The following is an 18,290-nucleotide window of genomic DNA, read 5'->3' as shown; positions in this document are numbered from 1 at the left end:
ATTCAGAATAGTCGGCAACTATCGCGATTGCCAGTTTTTGATAAATGCTAGTCATTGATGGCTACGGATCGGCTAACTTGAGTGTTGTGGAGAAAAAATTGGCTTATGAGTCGGATTTTTCAGCTGATTTCTGAGTAAAAAAATAAGATATTTTATTAAAATCCGCCAAATTAGGGAATTTCAGCAAATTTACCCCCAGGCTAGTATCCCGATATTAAAAAGGCTTAAATCGGCTTAAAAAGGCTCTGAGTACGGTTATAAATTGAATTTTCATTAAAAAACAAGTATAATATAACCTGTTAGGAGTGTGTGTTGCACTCCAGACAGTCGTTTAATAGCTTGTAATCAGATAGGCAGGTGACATTGTGAAACAGCCAATAGATATCAGAACCCCATATATAACGTTGGGGCAACTTTTAAAAGAGACGGCCATCATTGGATCGGGTGGTCAAGCGAAATGGTTTCTAAAAGAAAATACCGTTTTAGTTAATGGTGAACCAGATGATCGACGGGGTCGTAAACTTTATCCGGACGATACGATTGAAGTTGAAGACAACGGGTCATTTTTTATTCGCTCAAATCAAGAAACGACTGATTAAGATGTACTTAGAAAACTTAGTCTTGCATGATTTTCGGAACTACGCGGATTTGACTATTAATTTCAGTCGCGGGGTCAACGTCTTACTGGGAGAAAATGCCCAGGGAAAGACGAACCTGTTAGAAGCCATCTACGTGCTGGCGTTAACGCGTAGCCACCGAACGGCTAATGACAAAGAACTCATTCGATGGCAAGCGACAACGGCGACCTTGCAGGGCCGGTTACATAAAAGTACCGGTGCGGTTCCACTGGAACTCGAATTGGGTCGTCGCGGCAAACGTGCTAAGGTCAATCATTTAGAGCAAGCTAAATTATCTCAGTATGTAGGTAATCTCAACGTGATTGTATTTGCACCAGAAGATTTGTCAATTGTCAAAGGAGCGCCCGCAATTCGACGACGCTTTATGGATATGGAATTTGGTCAGATGAGTCCTAAGTACTTGTACAACTTGAGTCAGTACCGAACGATCTTAAAACAGCGTAATCAATATTTACGGCAATTAAATCGTCAGCAAGCCAAGGACAAAGTTTATTTAGGCGTCTTATCGGATCAATTAGCCACGTTTGGCGCGGAGATCATTCATAAGCGGTTGCAATTATTGCAGCAACTTGAAAAGTGGGCACAGGCCGTTCACAGCGAAATTACGCAACAACAGGAGCAATTAACGTTTCACTATGTCACGCAAGTTCCTACTGCCGATCAAACCTCGGTAACGCATATTTACGAAACTTTACAAGCCTTATATCAACAACAACAAGCCAAAGAGATTTTTCAAGGGACGACTTTATTGGGGCCCCACCGGGATGACCTTCAATTTGGGGTTAATGGGAAAAATGTCCAGACGTTTGGCTCGCAAGGACAACAGCGAACGACGGCACTATCTGTTAAGCTCGCTGAAATTGACCTGATGAAAGCAGAGACAGGGGAATACCCAGTCTTGTTATTAGACGATGTCTTATCAGAATTAGACGCTGCCCGGCAGACCCACTTGCTGACAGCGATTCAAGATAAAGTGCAGACCTTTTTAACCACGCCAAGTCTTGACGGGGTGGCCCGCAAATTAATTAACGCGCCAAAAGTATTTGAAGTTAGCCATGGCACTTTACACGAGGAGGAACCGCATTGACCGAAAACGAAAAAGAAACCAAACTTGAACAGGCCCGTGAATATGATGCTAGCCAAATTCAAGTTTTGGAAGGTTTAGAAGCTGTCCGGAAACGTCCCGGAATGTATATCGGTACGACGAGTAGTCAAGGACTCCACCACTTAGTTTGGGAAATTGTTGATAATGGGATCGATGAGGCCTTAGCAGGGTTCGCCAACGTGATCCACGTGACCGTTGAAAAAGATAATAGTATTACGGTGACTGATAACGGTCGTGGGATTCCTGTTGATATTCAAGAAAAAACGGGTAAACCAGCGCTTGAAACGGTTTATACGATTTTACATGCCGGTGGTAAATTCGGTGGCGGCGGTTACAAAGTCTCTGGTGGTCTTCACGGGGTCGGGGCTTCCGTTGTTAACGCCTTATCATCGACCCTGGACGTCAAAGTAACTCGGAATGGTCATGTTTATTACATGGACTTTGAACGTGGAAAGGTAAAGACACCGATGAAGATCATTGGTGATGCGCCTGATGATGCTCATGGGACGGCGGTTCATTTTGTTCCGGATCCTGATATTTTCCGGGAAACGACCACCTATGACATTAGTATTTTGACGACCCGGATCCGCGAACTCGCTTTCTTAAATAAGGGGTTACGGATCACGATTCGGGATAATCGTCCTGATGAACCCACTGAAGATGACTTTCTTTATGAAGGTGGGATTCGTCACTATGTTGAATATCTAGATAAAAACAAAACTGTTCTATTTCCAGAACCAATTTATGTGGAAGGAGAACAGAATGGGATTACGGTAGAAGTTGCGTTGCAATATACTGACGACTACCACAGTAATTTGATGACCTTCACCAATAATATTCATACGTACGAAGGTGGAACGCATGAAGAAGGCTTCAAACGTGCTTTGACGCGGGTCATCAACGACTATGCTCGTAAGAATAACTTGTTGAAGGAAAGCGATGCGAACCTATCTGGTGAAGATGTTCGTGAAGGGATGACGGCCGTTGTCAGTGTTAAACATCCGGATCCTCAATTTGAAGGTCAAACCAAGACTAAACTTGGAAACTCTGATGCCCGGGCCGCAGTCGACCGGCTATTCTCAGAACACTTTAGCAAGTATTTGATGGAAAACCCAAGTGTTGCTCGTAAAGTGGTCGACAAAGGGTTACTTGCTTCCAAGGCCCGGGTCGCTGCTAAGCGTGCGCGGGAAGTTACGCGGAAAAAGAGTGGCTTGGAAATTAGTAATTTACCAGGTAAGCTGGCGGACAACAGTAGTAAAGACCCTGAAATTAGTGAGTTGTTCATTGTCGAAGGGGATTCTGCCGGTGGGTCAGCTAAGCAGGGACGTTCCCGATTAACGCAGGCAATTCTGCCAATTCGGGGGAAAATTTTGAACGTGGAAAAGGCCAGCATTGATAAGATTTTGGCTAACGAAGAAATCCGTTCCTTGTTCACGGCGATGGGTACCGGTTTTGGTGGTGACTTTGATTTAAGCAAGGCGAACTATCATAAATTGATTATTATGACCGATGCCGATGTTGATGGAGCACATATTCGGACCTTATTATTGACGCTATTCTACCGGTATATGCGGCCGTTGGTTGATGCCGGCTTTGTTTATATTGCACAGCCACCACTGTACCAAGTACGCCAAGGTAAATTTGTAAAGTATATTGATTCTGATGAAGAATTGAGTGAAGTGATGGGGCAATTGGCACCATCGCCTAAGCCCGTTGTTCAACGGTATAAAGGTCTTGGTGAAATGGACGCGGAACAATTGTGGGAAACGACCATGGATCCAGAAAAGCGGCGGCTATTACGGGTTCGTGATGAAGACGCTGCGGATGCCGATGGGGTCTTCTCGATGTTGATGGGAGACCAAGTTAAACCACGGCGAGAATTTATTGAAGATAATGCCAAGTTCGTCCAGGATCTGGATGTTTAGTGTGTCAGCTTAGTCGTTATGAACTAAGCACTGGTACGCTGCGGCGTTAATCAGACTTAGTTTGGTAATGATGCGTGATTAGTACGGTCGGCGATGTTGAAAGCTGTGCCGTACGGAAGACACCAAGAAGTTTTAGTAAAGCTTTAATAGCGGCAAAACGGATGAAGGAGGACGAATATTTTGGCTGATTCAGATTTATCGAACAATCGTATCTCGGATGTGAACCTATCCAAAACCATGCGGACGTCATTTTTAAGTTACGCCATGAGTGTGATTGTGGCCCGGGCGTTACCGGATGTGCGCGATGGTTTAAAACCAGTACACCGGCGGATCCTTTACGGTATGAGTGAATTAGGGGTTACCCCTGATAAGCCGTATAAGAAATCGGCGCGGATCGTTGGGGATGTTATGGGGAAATATCATCCCCATGGTGACTCGGCGATTTATGAATCAATGGTACGGATGGCCCAAGACTTTAGTTATCGGTATATGTTAGTCGACGGTCATGGGAACTTTGGCTCTGTCGATGGTGATGGGGCTGCTGCAATGCGGTATACCGAAGCTCGAATGAGCAAGATTGCGGTTGAAATGTTGCGCGATATTAACAAGGATACCGTTGATTGGCAACCGAACTATGATGATACGGAACGGGAACCAGCAGTCTTACCAGCACGCTTTCCTAACTTATTAGTTAACGGGGCGACTGGGATTGCCGTTGGGATGACGACTAATATTCCACCGCATAACTTGGCAGAAGTTATTTCGGCAATTCATTTGTTGATGGATAATCCAGATGCAACGGTTGCTGACTTAATGGAAGTCTTACCGGGACCAGATTTTCCAACTGGTGGGATTGTGATGGGTAAGTCGGGAATTCGGAAGGCTTATCAGACTGGTCGTGGGAACATTATTGTTCGCGCTAAGGTTGATATTCAGGATCAAAAGAACGGTAAGCAACGGATTATCGTGACTGAATTACCATACATGGTCAATAAAGCTAAATTGATTGAACGAATCGCGGGCTTGGCACGTGATAAGGAAATCGAAGGTATTACTGATATCAATGATGAAAGTGACCGTGAAGGGATGCGGATCGTCATTGATGTGCGCCGCGATGCTAGTGCTTCGGTCATTTTGAATAATCTGTACAAGATGACGTTGATGCAGACTAACTTTGGCTTTAATATGTTGGCCATTGTTAAGGGTGCTCCTAAAGTTTTGAGTTTGAAACAAATTTTAATTTATTACTTGGAACATCAAGAAAACGTAATTCGGCGGCGGACTGAATTTGACTTGAAGAAGGCCCAAGCGCGGGCCCATATTCTTGAAGGATTACGGATTGCACTAGATCACATTGATGAAATTATTGCGATTATTCGTCAATCACAAACGAGTGAAATTGCCAAAAATCAATTAATGGATAACTATGGCTTATCTGATAAGCAGGCTCAGGCTATTCTTGATATGCGACTAGTTCGGTTAACTGGTTTGGAACGGGAAAAGATTGAGAGTGAATATCAAGATTTACTGAAGGCAATTACGGACTATAAAGCAATTTTGGCTAGTCGGGATCGTATTAACCAGATTATCTATGAAGAATTAATGGAAATTCAACGTAAATTTGGTGATAAGCGACGCACTGAATTGATGGTCGGCGAAGTCCTCAGTATCGAAGATGAAGATTTGATTGAGGAAGAAGAAGTTGCCGTTACCTTGACGCATAATGGTTACATCAAACGATTGCCAACGACAGAATTTAAGTCGCAACATCGTGGTGGCCGTGGTATTCAAGGGATGGATGTTCATGATGACGACTTTATTGAGCATTTACTGACAACGTCAACTCATGATGTCTTACTCTTCTTCACTAATGCGGGGAAAGTCTACCGGATGAAGGCCTACGAAATTCCTGAATATGGTCGAACTGCCAAAGGAATTCCAGTAATTAACTTACTAGGAGTCAATTCTGGCGAGAAAATTCAAGCGGTCGTTAATGTCACGGGTGACGCCAGCGCTTCTGATAACTACCTGTTCTTCACAACGGTCAACGGGGTTGTCAAACGGACGCCGGTCCAAGAATTCGCTAATATCCGCAGTAATGGTTTGAAGGCCATTACGCTGAAGGATGATGATGAATTGATTGGGGTAACCATTACGGATGGCCACCAGAACGTGATAATTGGGACCCATGATGGTTATGCAGTTAGTTTCGATGAAACCACAGTTCGCTCGATGGGGCGGACAGCTTCTGGAGTTCGGGGAATTCGTTTACGTGATGACGACTTTGTCATTGGTTTCGATATTCTGAAGCCGGACAGTAACGTCTTTATCATTACGGAAAAAGGCTATGGTAAACAAACACCAGCAGCTGATTACCCAATCAAGGGTCGTGGTGGTAAAGGTATTAAGACGGCTAATGTGACTGAAAAAAATGGTCATTTAGCTGGCTTGACGACGGTTAACGGGCAAGAAGATATTATGGTGATGACGAACCAAGGGGTTATGATTCGCTTTAATATTGCGACCGTCTCACAGACTGGTCGAGCGACGCTAGGTGTTCGTCTCATGCGCTTAGGTGCGGATGGACAGGTTGCAACTATGGCTAAGGTTGATCCAGAACCAGTAACTGACGATACGCCTACAACGGATGCTGCTAGCGCGACGCCAACTGCTGATGAAACAGTCAATACGGATGGCACGACTACAGAAACAACAACTTCAACTGATGAAACAACGACTGATTCCAATGATTTAAACGAATAAGTTGTTCGAAAGGCTCGGTAGACAATTTTTGTCTACCGAGCCTTTTTACGGGTCGCTGTCAACTGGTATTGATGAAGTTATAGTTAGAATCCAGTTCAATCGTTCGATGTAACAATTTTTCGTGCTGATACTAATTAACAATGAGCGTGTTCAAGTGACTAACTTACATGTAAATAAAAGTAAGTATTTCAGAAAAAAGAAATATTTCCCGGGAAATAAAATGAAATACGGCTCAATCAGCGTAATTGATTGATGTAACGGATTCCAGATCTTTTTGTGATAGTCGGCCGCTTAAACCCTTGCAACAAACTGATTTAGATGCTATACTTTAAATTCGTGAGTATCTAACATTAGCTAGATTACTTTCCTTGCTCTTCAAAAAGAAGGGCCTGAAGTCCATAAGGAGGTGCAAATTTCATGAGTGAATCAAAGAAATATGAAATTACTTACATCGTACGTCCCGACATCGACGATGCTGCCAAGACAGCTTTAGTTGATCGTTTCGACAAAATCTTAACTGATAACGGTGCACAAGTAATTGATTCAAAAGATTGGTCAAAGCGTCGTTTCGCATACGAAATCGGTGGCTTTAACGAAGGTACTTACCATATCGTTAACTTAACAGCTACTGATGACGCTGCTTTAAACGAATTCGACCGTCTTTCAAAGATCAATGATGACATTTTACGTCACATGATCGTTAAACGCGAAGACTAATAGACAAAATTAATTTCAAGAGAGGAGCGCTTCTGCATGATTAACCGTACAATTCTTGTTGGCCGACTAACAAGAGATCCGGAATTACGTTACACGAATGGTGGTGCCGCCGTCGCGACGTTCACTATTGCCGTAAACCGTCAATTCACGAATCAAAATGGGGAACGTGAAGCAGACTTCATCAGCTGTGTCATTTGGCGTAAAGCTGCTGAAAACTTTGCTAACTTTACTCATAAAGGTTCACTTGTTGGTATCGATGGTCGGATTCAAACCCGAAACTACGAAAATCAACAAGGGGTACGAGTTTACGTTACAGAAGTTGTCGTTGAAAACTTCTCATTATTAGAATCACGGGCAGAGTCTGAACGTCATCAGTCTGCTAATGGTGGTAGTGGTAATAACAATTACAACAATGGTAATTCGAATTACAACAACAATAATAATGGGTATAGTAATCAAGGCCAAAATGCGGCTCCTCAACAATCATCAGCGAATAACAATAACCCATTTGGTAATGGTAATACTGGTAATGCTAGTAGTGCGGCACCATCAAGCAGTGCTAACAACAATAACCAGGCGGATCCATTCGCAAATAATGGCGATCAAATTGATATCTCGGATGATGATTTACCATTCTAGTCTAACTAATTAGACAGATAACGAGGAGGGAAATATCAATGGCACAACAAAGAAGAGGTGGCCGTCGTCGTCGTAAAGTCGACTTCATCGCCGCTAACCATATCGACTACATCGATTATAAAGATACTGACTTATTACGTCGTTTCATTTCAGAACGTGGGAAGATTTTGCCACGTCGTGTAACGGGGACTAGTGCTAAGAACCAACGTTCTTTAACTATCGCCATCAAGCGTGCACGGATCATGGGCTTATTAGCCTTTGTATCTGAAGACTAATTATAGTCATTCAAAAACCACAGACTTCGGCTCTGTGGTTTTTATTTACTCTCGATAGATGAGAGTACCGTCTAGTTAAGCGTTTACGGGGTTTGAGATGAAACGCTGAAGCGGACGGTGGTTTGTGATAAAATATAGTCATTACTGAGAAGGCTTGAGGGATTTTTAATATGAAAAAGATCTTTTCGCGCGAAAAAATTCCATTTTTCTTACAAAATCAACAGTTACGGTTGTTAGCGTTAGTCATCATGGGCTTATCGCTAATCATGTTAGTGACTGGCTATTTAATGAACTGGATTTTTGGGACCATTATCCTCATTCTGATTGTGATGGCTGGGGTGATGTCTTATAATACGCTGATTGAGCTAAGTTCGAGTGCCAATGAATATATTTCGGACTTGTCCTACCGAATTAAGCGTGGTGAACAAGAAGCACTGATTCAGATGCCGATTGGCGTCATGATTTTTAATGACGATCAGACAATTGAGTGGGTCAATCCATACCTCCAACGTTATTTCGGGGATAAGGACGTATTGGGCTACCGCCTGGAGGATATTGATCCTGCATTAGCAGCTACGTTAAATGCGCATATGGACGAGCCAACTACGATTAGATGGCAAGACTACCAATTTGATTTACGCGTCCAGCAAAGCACTAATACGGTCTATATGATGGATGTTACTAAGTATGCCGAGCTAACTGACCAATTTGAAGATGAAAAGCTTGTGATTGGTCAAATCTTCTTGGATAACTATGACGAAATCACTCAATCAATGACTGATACCGATATCTCCAACTTGAATAATTATGTGACGAATGAATTATCCAAGTGGACGCAGATGTTTGGGATGTATTTAAAACGTTTGGATGATGATCATTTCTTCCTACTTGGATATGCTAGTAGTTTACGGCGGGTCGAAGAAAATAAATTTCGCATTTTAGATCGCATTCGCGAGTCGACTTCTAAGCAAAATTTCCCACTAACATTGAGTATCGGGATTGCTTACGGCGAGCGTAATATGAACAATTTAGCCGATCTAGCGCAAAGTAACATGGATCTTGCCTTAGGGCGGGGTGGTGACCAAGTTGTTGTTAAAGCTGAAGATGGTCCAGCTCGATTTTATGGTGGCAAGACGAACCCGATGGAGAAACGGACACGGGTTCGGGCACGGATGATCAGTCAGACACTTCAGGAATTAATGAATCAATCTGATCAAATCTTTGTTCAAGGTCACCGGCAACCTGACATGGATGCTGTTGGGGCCTGTCTAGGGATTCGGCGAATTGCTGAAATGAACGGTAAGCAATGCTGGATTGTCTTAGATGAGCAAAATGTGCATTCTGATATCCAACGGTTGCTTGATCAGTTGAAGTCCGATGAAAATATTGAATCGGCGATTATTTCGCCAGAAGCAGCCCTTGAAAAGGCGACTGACCAAAGTTTACTGATTATGGCTGACCATTCTAAGCCAAGTATTTCGATGTCCCAAGCGCTCTATGAACGACTTGAGAATCGAGTCATGATTATTGATCATCATCGTCGGGGCGAAGAATTTCCAGAAAATCCAGTTTTGGTTTATATTGAACCGTATGCGTCATCGACGTGTGAGCTAATTACTGAAATGTTTGAATATCAATCACATGATGCGGAACCAATTAATAAAATTGAAGCTACGGCCATGCTGACTGGGATTGTTATTGATACGAAATCATTTTCACTGCGATCAGGATCGCGGACATTTGATGCAGCTAGTTATTTACGTTCTGCTGGTGCGGATTCGTTGCTCGTTCAGCAGTTTATGAAGGAAAATGTTGATAGCTACTTACAACGCAATCATTTGATTGAAACGGTTGAGTTTGTCAATCAGGATATGGCACTATGTGTCGGTGAGAATGATCAGGTCTATGATCCGGTCACTGCGGCGCAAGCAGCCGACTCATTGTTGTCAATGTCCGGTGTGGATGCGTCATTTGTGATTACGCGACGTGAAGATGGTCGGGTCGGTATCTCTGCCCGGTCACTTGGAGAAATTAACGTCCAAGTTTATATGGAAAAATTGGGTGGTGGTGGTCATTTATCGAACGCTGCCACGCAAATTGAGGGTCAGTCAGTTGACGAGGTTAAACAGTCATTAATTGATTTGTTGACAGGCGCTGACGATCCAACCTCAGAATCTAATTAGGAGTGAGTAAAATGCAAGTTATTTTTTTGAATGATGTTCGTGGTAAGGGAAAACGTGGTCAAATTAAAAACGTTCCTGATGGTTACGCACAAAACTTTTTAATTAAAAAAGGGTTAGCCAAAGAAGCAACTAAAGCAGCAATCAATACGTTGAAAGCTGAACAAAAGTCAGAAGCTGCCCGTGCTGCCGAAGAATTAGCTGAAGCTAAGCAAGTTAAAACGGCCCTTGAAGCTGATGAAACAGTGGTTGAACTCCAGGCTAAGGCGGGAACTGATGGCCGGTTATTTGGTTCAATTCCTAGCAAACAAATTGCGACGGCACTAGCTGACCAGTATCAAGTTAAGTTAGATAAACGTAAAATCGAATTGCCAGAGCCAATTCGGGTATTAGGCTACACAAACGTGCCCGTTAAGTTACACCCAGAAGTAACGGCGAAAATTCGCGTACACGTTGTCGAAAAGTAAAAGGACGGATCATAAATGAACAACGATGTGCTGGATCAAACCCCACCACAAAATATTGAAGCTGAAAAGGCGGTCTTGGGGGCCATTTTCTTAAATAGTGATGCCCTCGTGGAAGCGATGGAGTTTGTCGAAGCGCAAGATTTTTATCGACGTGCACATCAGATCATTTTTGCCAGCATGGTAACTTTGAATGACCGTGATGAAGCCATTGATGCGGTAACGGTTAGTGATCTGCTAACGGCCCAAAATCAATTGGATGACGTCGGTGGAATGAGCTACATTGCGGAGTTAGCCGGTTCGGTTCCGACTGCAGCTAATGCTGGGTATTATGCAAAAATCGTGGCCCAAAAAGCGACGGTGCGCCGGTTAATTAAGACGGCTACTGAGATCACCCAAAAAGCGTACACGGAAAATGACGACGTTACGACGTTATTGGATGACGCCGAACGTGACATTATGAATGTGTCCGAACAGCGTAATCAAAGTGGGTTTAAGTCGATTTCGGACGTGTTAAATGCGTCGATTGAAGAAATTGATCGTTTGTATCAAAATGATGATGACATTACCGGTTTACCAACGGGGTTTGCCGAATTAGATAAGATGACGGCTGGATTACAGCCAGATAATCTGATAATTCTTGCGGCGCGGCCCGCAGTTGGGAAGACGGCTTTTGTATTGAATATTGCTCAAAATGTGGCTACGAAGACTGATACGACGGTTGCTATTTTTAGTTTGGAAATGGGAGCCGAATCGTTGGTTAACCGGATGCTATGTGCAGAGGGTAGTATTGATGCCGGGCATTTGCGGACGGGGCAGTTGAATGAGGAAGAGTGGGAACATTTAGTAGTTGCCATGGGTAGCTTATCTAAGGCTAGTATCTTTATTGACGATACTCCTGGGATTAAGATGTCAGAGATTCGAGCGAAGAGCCGCCGGTTAGCGAAGGAACAAGGTAATCTTGGACTGATCGTTGTCGATTACCTACAATTGATCGAAGGCAGCAATACTGAAAGTCGACAACAGGAAGTTTCTGAAATTTCACGGCAAATGAAGAAATTGGCTAAGGAATTAGGCGTTCCGGTAATTGCATTATCGCAGCTTTCTCGTGGTGTTGAGCAACGACAAGACAAGCGACCAGTACTTTCTGATATTCGTGAATCGGGATCAATCGAACAAGATGCTGATATCGTAGCCTTCTTATACCGGGAAGATTATTATGACCGCGAAGGCGGCGACGATGATGATGGTGGTAATTTTGGCGGTGGCGGTGGTGACTTTAACGGTGGCGACCCACGGGATGCAGATGCTTCCGAGGATGTTGGTGAAGTTGAAGTGATTATCGAAAAGAACCGTGCTGGGGCGCGGGGAACCGTTAAGTTATTATTTGTTAAACCGTTTAATAAGTTCTCGTCGGTTTCATATGCGCAGGACCCCCAAGCATAGACTAGTTTATTAAATCATGAATTATGCTAGTTATTATTTAGTATGAATTATGATTAAAACGTGCCAATTAGTTGGATTACTATTCGTCAGTATACGTGCGCCCTATGCCGACCTCGGGGCTGGGTGCCAATTGCTGGAACGTAGCCGACGTCGATTTGAGATAACGCACAACCCGCGTCATCTCAAATACGAGTCTTATTCTAAGCCGGAAGAAATGCACTTCCAGCTAAGAATAATTTGGCTACTGAGCATTGTCACCCAGCCCCTCCAGTCCGAAAGCCTGTGAGAGGCCATGACGTTAGTCTGAATCTGCTGTTTGAAACACTTAAATATTAGCATGGCAACTAAAAACGATCGAATTTCTTGATGTTTATATCGGAAATTCGATCGTTTTTAGTTATTTTGGAGCAATCAACTGGTTGGGGTAGCGACAGTAATGCGCATAGTCTTAAGTAAGGCCAGTAACTCAAGCATTTAGAAGCCAGTTGATAACAGATGATAGCGTGTCCGCTAATTAGGAATCAACATTAATTACGCTATCAAAGCATAAATGTCCCTGTTATTTTAAATAAACTTTGCTATGATGAAAAGTAGCATGATTTAATAATGGTGGTGATTGCGTGGCACAAAAACAACTGATTAAAACGCCTTGGCTAATTGCTGGGCAATTTATGAATAACATCGGTATGAGCTTTATTTGGCCGTTGACGACGATTTACATGCACAATGTGTTGGGAAAGTCATTAACGGAAACTGGGATCGTCCTGATGTTTAATTCGGTAGCGAATGTTTTAGCTAGTACCATCGGTGGTCGCGTGTTCGATCGTGGTAACCCTTATCATTTATTACTAATGGGGATTACCTTAAATGGTTTAGCGAACTTTGCCCTGATTTTTTTCCATGGCTGGCCGTGGTATCCATTATTATTAGTAGTAACGGGTTTTGCTAGTGGTTGGCTGAATACGATGTTCAATGCGCTAGCAGCTAGTGTTCCCCGCAATAAAGTACGCCGAACATTTACACTGATGTATCTAGCCGCCAATCTAGGCGTTGTCTTTGGGACTATGTTAGTGGGGATTGTTTACAGTATGGGGATGGCATTGTTGTTTTCAATGACAACTGGACTCTTCGTGATTTTCTTGATTATTGCATTGTTCGAATATAACGTTGATTCATCAAATGTCACGGGTGTTGATCCACGGCAAGGCCAGAATATTCGCTTGCCCCGAGCAAATTTTCATATTGTTTGGACGTTCTTCGTCAGTTTGTTTATTATTTGGCTATTATATGAGCAGTGGGTTAGTAATTTATCTGTCTATATGACCAATCTCGGCATGCCGTTGCGTAATTACAGCTTTTTATGGACGATTAATGCCGGCTTATTAGTACTCATTCAAAGTATTTTGAGCTTACTTGGTGATCGTATTAAGAACTTATATTATCAATTCTTCTTCGGCATGTTATTTGTTGGTCTCTCTTTCCTATCACTGGTCATCGCTCATGATTATCCGCACTTTATCTTCGCAATGGTATTACTGACAATTGGTGAAGCAACGTGGTCACCAGCGATGCCAACGCTAGTAAGTCAGCTGTCACCAGTTAGGGCTAAGGGACGTTACCAAGGGTTGGTTCAAGCATTCTGTGCGTTGGGACGTTCATTGGGGCCTCTATTTGGTGGAGTGATCATTGATAACTGGTCTTATAAAGTGCTATTCTTACTAGCTTTTGTCATTTTATTGTTGGTTTTGGCTATTAATGTTGGGGTCGTACACGTAAACTTGCGGCACGCAGTTGATTATATGAAAACAGATATTAAAACGAATGTTTCACGTGAAACAAAATAACTTGAGAAGTTGGTGGCAGTAGTGAAAGTGATGCGAAAACTAAGGGCTAAACGGGTTGTAATCAAAGTTGGCACGAGTACGCTAGTTTATCCAGATGGATCAATTAACTTACGGGCAATTGACCAGTTAGCCTTTGTCATTAGTGCAATGCGGCATCGTGGTCGTGAAGTTGTCCTAGTTTCTTCTGGTGCAATCGGGGTAGGCTTAAATTATATGGGGCTAAAGCAACGTCCGAAAGCCATTCCTGAGCAACAGGCGATTGCAGCGATTGGTCAAACTGAATTGATTTCGATTTATAAAGAGCGCTTTGCGATTTATGAACAGAAAATTGGGCAGTTATTGTTAACGCGTGATATCTTTGTCTACCCTAAGAGTCACCATAACGTTTTGAATACGTTTGAAGCTTTATTGAAGCAAAATGTGGTGCCAATTGTTAATGAAAATGATACAGTGGCGGTTGATGAATTGGATCATGAAACTAAATTTGGAGATAATGACCAATTATCAGCCATTGTTGCAACTAATATCGGTGCCGACTTGCTGATTATGTTATCAGATATTGATGGCTTTTACGATGGTAATCCCAATGCCGATGCGCAAGCCCAATTATTGGCACATGTTGGTAAGGTTGATCAGCGCACCTATGAATTAGCTGGTGGCAGTGGGAGTCGTTTTGGAACCGGTGGTATGGTCACTAAGTTGAAAGCTGCCGAACGAATGATTGATGCCCATGGACAGATGATCTTGGCCAATGGTGCTGATCCCACGATTATTTTCCAGATTTTAGCAGGCGAACCAGTTGGGACGTTATTTGGTTAAGCAAGGAGGTTAATTAGTATGACTGATTTAGAACAGTTAGGAGAACGTGCACAGTCGGCAAGTTATACATTAGGACTGTTGGCTACAACTCAAAAAAATCAGGTGTTAGCCGCGATGGCAACGGCATTAATTGCACATCAAGATGAAATCTTGGCAGCTAATGCACAAGATTTAGAAAATCCACAAGTACCTACGAAATTTATTGATCGGTTAAGGTTGACGTCTGAACGGATTCAGGATATGGCGACCGGATTAACGCAAGTTGCGACTTTAGAGGATCCGATTGGTAACGTTGATCGGGCTTGGCGTAATGAAGCAGGGTTAATGATTGCTAAGGAACGGGTTCCATTGGGCGTCATTGGCATGATTTTTGAAGCACGGCCCAATGTGACGGTTGACGCTTCTGCGTTATGTTTCAAAACCGGGAATGCCGTGATTTTACGTGGTGGTAAGGAAGCAATTCATTCTAATCAAGCATTAGTCAAAGTTCTACGGTCGACATTACGTGCGCACGAAATTGACGAAAACGCGATTCAGTTAATTACCGATACGACGCACGCAACAGCTGAAAAGTTCATGCAGCTAACAGATTACGTGGATGTCCTCATTCCACGCGGTAGTGCGCGACTCATTCAGACGGTCTTAGCTAAGGCAACGGTCCCGGTTATTGAAACGGGTGCGGGAAATTGTCACGTATATGTGGATAAGGATGCTCAGTTAAAAATGGCAACGGATATAGTGATTAACGGAAAAGTACAACGCCCGTCTGTCTGCAACGCCACTGAAAAACTGTTGATTCATCAAGATGTTGCGGCCGACTATTTACCGTCGATGATCCAAACGCTTCGTGATCAAGGCGTCGAGGTTCGGGGTGATGCGGCCACACAAGCAATTGTTGCTGATGTGGTTCCAACCACGGATGAAGACTGGGGAACGGAGTATAACGACCTAATTATTGCTGTCAAAGTGGTTGCTTCAGAAGCGGATGCAATTGCGCACATTAACCGTTATAATACACAACATTCGGAAGCAATTGTCACAGACAATTATCGCGCCGGTAAGGTCTTCCAACAACGGGTAAATGCCGCATGTGTTTATATTAATGCCTCGACGCGGTTTACGGATGGCTTTGAGTTTGGCTTTGGTGCTGAAATCGGCATTTCAACACAGAAACTACATGCTCGTGGTCCGATGGGACTGGCAGAATTAACTTCTTATAAATATATCATTGATGGTGATGGTCAGATTCGCCAGTAATACTCATAAGAATAACTAAGATTGGCGTGATAAAGTCGGTAACGACTTTATCACGCCTTTTTTTATAAAACATTAGAAGTGTACGTTTAGGGTTGTACGTTTAGGATTGACGTTGCCTAGAAGCGAGCCAAAATAATTGAAATGCTGATCGGCACTGAATCAACTAAAATATTGTTTATCAACTGATAATTAAAGATTTTAGTTGACAGATGTAAACCTGAGAATTAATCTTATCTTAATCAGTTTTTAATTTTAAAGGAGGAATTATGATGATGGACTTAGGATCGCAGAATGATAAGTTAACCGTGAATGTCGATAAAATGCGGCTCACTACGGATAATGGCGGCTTACCATTGATGTGTTGTCAGCATCAATATGGTTATTGTTGTTGTTAATCATGATCATTGCTAAGATTGGGAGTCATCATAATGAAAATCAAAATATGGGTCAGTGGTATTAGTATTGCCTTATTAGGTTTAGGATTGGCAGGGTGCGGTAGTCAAACGAAAAGCAGGCAGAAAACGTTGAACGTAACGGCTACGCAGGCGATTGCGACGGCCGATCCTGATAAGGCTGATGATATTGTCAGTCAAGCAGCAATTGCACAATTCATGGAAGGCTTGTACACGACTAATCAGCAGGGAAAGATTATCCCAGCGATTGCTAAAAAGGTGGTTAAGCCAACGAATGGTGGTAAAACGTACACGTTTGAATTGCGACACAATGCCAAGTGGGCCAATGGTCGTAAAGTGACGGCCGCAGATTTTGTCTATTCATTACAGCGACAAGTCGATCCTAAGACTAAGTCACAAGAAGTGGGCCACGTAGCAGAAATTAAAAATGCAACGGCGATTACAGCCGGAAAAAAAGCGGTCAAAACTTTAGGCGTCAAGGCGCTTGGTAAGTATAAGTTAAAAATCACGTTGGCACAGCGGGTGCCATACTTTAATTATCGACTGGCAACAGAAATTTATCCGCTGAATAAACAGTTTACGACGAAGTATGGTAACAAGTATGGCACCACGGCGAATAAGACCTTGTCGAATGGCCCGTACGTTCTAAAAGGGTGGAATGGGACAAATGATACCTGGAAGTATGTGAAGAATCCATACTATTATGGTCATAAGCAAGTGCATATCAAGCAAGTTAAGGTGCAGACTGTTAAGAATAACAGTACCGCCGAGAACCTGTTTGAGAGTAATGCGGTTCAAGTGACCCAAATTACCGGAACGCAGGTCGCTAGTGCGCAACAGGGTAGCTTAAAAAATCAATTAAAAATAACAAAGCTGAATCAACTTTACTTCATGTTATGGAACCAGAAACGGTCGGCTCTCAAGAATGCTGACTTGCGGCGAGCGGTCAGCTATTCACTCAATCGACAGTCCTTGGTCAAGAACGTGTTGAAAGATGGTTCAACTGCGGCGACATCTTTAGTCCCAACTGGTAATACGACTAATCCAACGACTGGCAAAGACTTTAATACGGATACAGGTAACTTGTACCCGTATAGCCCTGCTAAGGCCAAACAGTATTGGAGAAAAGCCCAGGCTAGTTTAGGAACACAAAAGCGGACGTTGCAGTTATTGACCAATGATAATGATATTAATAAGTCAGTGGCTGAATATATTCAGGCAGCGATTGAGAAGAATCTTAACGGGGTAACTGTAAACGTTAAATCAGTGCCGTTAACGAATGAGATTTCAACGTTAAGTAAAGGTAATTTTGACTTTGCCACCTTATCATGGTCAAGTGACTTCCAAGATCCAGTTGATTTTCTAAATAAGGCGTCCTTAACTAATTCCGTCAACTTTGGTAAGTTTCATGATGCTCAGTATGAAAAGTTGATTGCAACGATTACAGCAGGAAGTCAAACGACTAAAGCGCGGTATCAAACGATGCAACAGGCAGCACAATTAGTTGCTAAAGAACAAGGGGTGACACCAATTTATCAAACGGCAGCAGCGCATTTGATCAGCAAACAAGTTGGTGGTATCCACTTCACCCTGCTACGGGATACGCTGTATCGTTACGCCTATTGGAAATAAGTGATGGCGTAAATATAAATAATTTGATAGAAATGTAATTGAATAAATTAACTGACCCGAAAAAGCTTGTTTTTTCGGGTCTTTTTTTTGACAAGTCGTTTTATGATGACAAAGTGAGTTACCGCGGGCTTTAGCCGTAAATAGTCGTGATGAATCAGTTTGCAGCGCTTAGT

General features: G+C 42.9%; 15 protein-coding genes. All 15 read left to right on the top strand.

Annotation, left to right across the window (positions count from 1 at the left end):
• Nucleotides 1–365 precede the first annotated feature (365 nt).
• A complete protein-coding gene (gene yaaA / locus RXV91_RS13955; RefSeq protein WP_033609242.1) occupies nt 366–599 on the top strand; it encodes a S4 domain-containing protein YaaA in 234 nt (77 codons plus the stop codon).
• A gap of 1 nt (nt 600) precedes the next feature.
• A complete protein-coding gene (gene recF, locus RXV91_RS13950; RefSeq protein ID WP_316440359.1) occupies nt 601–1,725 on the top strand; it encodes a DNA replication/repair protein RecF in 1,125 nt (374 codons plus the stop codon).
• The gene (gyrB, locus tag RXV91_RS13945) at nt 1,722–3,668 is read left to right on the top strand and encodes a DNA topoisomerase (ATP-hydrolyzing) subunit B (protein ID WP_021730334.1); all 1,947 of its coding nucleotides are present in this window, start codon (nt 1,722–1,724) and stop codon (nt 3,666–3,668) included. Before recF ends, gyrB begins: the two co-directional genes overlap by 4 nt.
• Nucleotides 3,669–3,848: 180 nt before the next feature.
• Nucleotides 3,849–6,431, top strand: coding sequence for a DNA gyrase subunit A (gyrA, locus tag RXV91_RS13940; RefSeq protein WP_021730335.1), 2,583 nt, complete (start codon nt 3,849–3,851; stop codon nt 6,429–6,431).
• Between the two features lie 417 nt (nt 6,432–6,848).
• On the top strand, nt 6,849–7,148 hold the full coding sequence (gene rpsF, locus RXV91_RS13935; RefSeq protein WP_003637271.1) for a 30S ribosomal protein S6: 300 nt from the start codon (nt 6,849–6,851) through the stop codon (nt 7,146–7,148).
• Between the two features lie 36 nt (nt 7,149–7,184).
• Entirely contained in the window at nt 7,185–7,787 is a 603-nt protein-coding gene (gene ssb / locus RXV91_RS13930) for a single-stranded DNA-binding protein (protein WP_003641634.1), read from the top strand.
• A 38-nt stretch (nt 7,788–7,825) separates the two neighbouring features.
• Nucleotides 7,826–8,062, top strand: a complete 237-nt coding sequence (gene rpsR / locus RXV91_RS13925) for a 30S ribosomal protein S18 (RefSeq protein ID WP_021730336.1) — start codon at nt 7,826–7,828, stop codon at nt 8,060–8,062.
• A gap of 170 nt (nt 8,063–8,232) precedes the next feature.
• Complete coding sequence (locus tag RXV91_RS13920; RefSeq protein WP_316440358.1) at nt 8,233–10,245, top strand: DHH family phosphoesterase; 2,013 nt, start codon at nt 8,233–8,235, stop codon at nt 10,243–10,245.
• 11 nt (nt 10,246–10,256) lie between these two features.
• Nucleotides 10,257–10,709, top strand: coding sequence for a 50S ribosomal protein L9 (gene rplI, locus RXV91_RS13915; protein ID WP_021730338.1), 453 nt, complete (start codon nt 10,257–10,259; stop codon nt 10,707–10,709).
• Between the two features lie 15 nt (nt 10,710–10,724).
• Nucleotides 10,725–12,152 carry a replicative DNA helicase gene (gene dnaB, locus RXV91_RS13910; RefSeq protein WP_021730339.1) on the top strand — a complete coding sequence of 476 codons (1,428 nt, stop codon included), beginning with the start codon at nt 10,725–10,727 and terminating at the stop codon, nt 12,150–12,152.
• 620 nt (nt 12,153–12,772) lie between these two features.
• Nucleotides 12,773–13,996: an MFS transporter gene (locus RXV91_RS13905; RefSeq protein ID WP_316440357.1), complete on the top strand. Its 1,224-nt coding sequence runs from the start codon at nt 12,773–12,775 to the stop codon at nt 13,994–13,996.
• Between the two features lie 21 nt (nt 13,997–14,017).
• Nucleotides 14,018–14,815 carry a glutamate 5-kinase gene (proB, locus tag RXV91_RS13900; RefSeq protein ID WP_316440400.1) on the top strand — a complete coding sequence of 266 codons (798 nt, stop codon included), beginning with the start codon at nt 14,018–14,020 and terminating at the stop codon, nt 14,813–14,815.
• An 18-nt stretch (nt 14,816–14,833) separates the two neighbouring features.
• A complete protein-coding gene (locus tag RXV91_RS13895) occupies nt 14,834–16,072 on the top strand; it encodes a glutamate-5-semialdehyde dehydrogenase (RefSeq protein ID WP_316440356.1) in 1,239 nt (412 codons plus the stop codon).
• 266 nt (nt 16,073–16,338) lie between these two features.
• Entirely contained in the window at nt 16,339–16,467 is a 129-nt protein-coding gene (locus tag RXV91_RS13890) for a hypothetical protein (RefSeq protein ID WP_316440355.1), read from the top strand.
• Between the two features lie 33 nt (nt 16,468–16,500).
• A complete protein-coding gene (locus tag RXV91_RS13885; protein ID WP_316440354.1) occupies nt 16,501–18,117 on the top strand; it encodes a peptide ABC transporter substrate-binding protein in 1,617 nt (538 codons plus the stop codon).
• Nucleotides 18,118–18,290 lie beyond the last annotated feature (173 nt).

The sequence above is a fragment of the Lactiplantibacillus sp. DA1 genome, assembly GCF_032681335.1.
Lineage (GTDB): Bacteria > Bacillota > Bacilli > Lactobacillales > Lactobacillaceae > Lactiplantibacillus.
Note: the sequence above shows the minus strand (reverse complement) of the source record. Positions and strands in the feature narration are given on the sequence as shown.

Coding starts and splice junctions, on each gene's coding strand:
- RXV91_RS13895 (WP_316440356.1), top strand. CDS start 14,834: ATGACTGATTTAGAACAGTTAGGAGAACGTGCACAGTCGGCAAGTTAT.
- rpsF (WP_003637271.1), top strand. CDS start 6,849: ATGAGTGAATCAAAGAAATATGAAATTACTTACATCGTACGTCCCGAC.
- rplI (WP_021730338.1), top strand. CDS start 10,257: ATGCAAGTTATTTTTTTGAATGATGTTCGTGGTAAGGGAAAACGTGGT.
- rpsR (WP_021730336.1), top strand. CDS start 7,826: ATGGCACAACAAAGAAGAGGTGGCCGTCGTCGTCGTAAAGTCGACTTC.
- RXV91_RS13890 (WP_316440355.1), top strand. CDS start 16,339: ATGATGATGGACTTAGGATCGCAGAATGATAAGTTAACCGTGAATGTC.
- RXV91_RS13920 (WP_316440358.1), top strand. CDS start 8,233: ATGAAAAAGATCTTTTCGCGCGAAAAAATTCCATTTTTCTTACAAAAT.
- ssb (WP_003641634.1), top strand. CDS start 7,185: ATGATTAACCGTACAATTCTTGTTGGCCGACTAACAAGAGATCCGGAA.
- RXV91_RS13885 (WP_316440354.1), top strand. CDS start 16,501: ATGAAAATCAAAATATGGGTCAGTGGTATTAGTATTGCCTTATTAGGT.
- dnaB (WP_021730339.1), top strand. CDS start 10,725: ATGAACAACGATGTGCTGGATCAAACCCCACCACAAAATATTGAAGCT.
- recF (WP_316440359.1), top strand. CDS start 601: ATGTACTTAGAAAACTTAGTCTTGCATGATTTTCGGAACTACGCGGAT.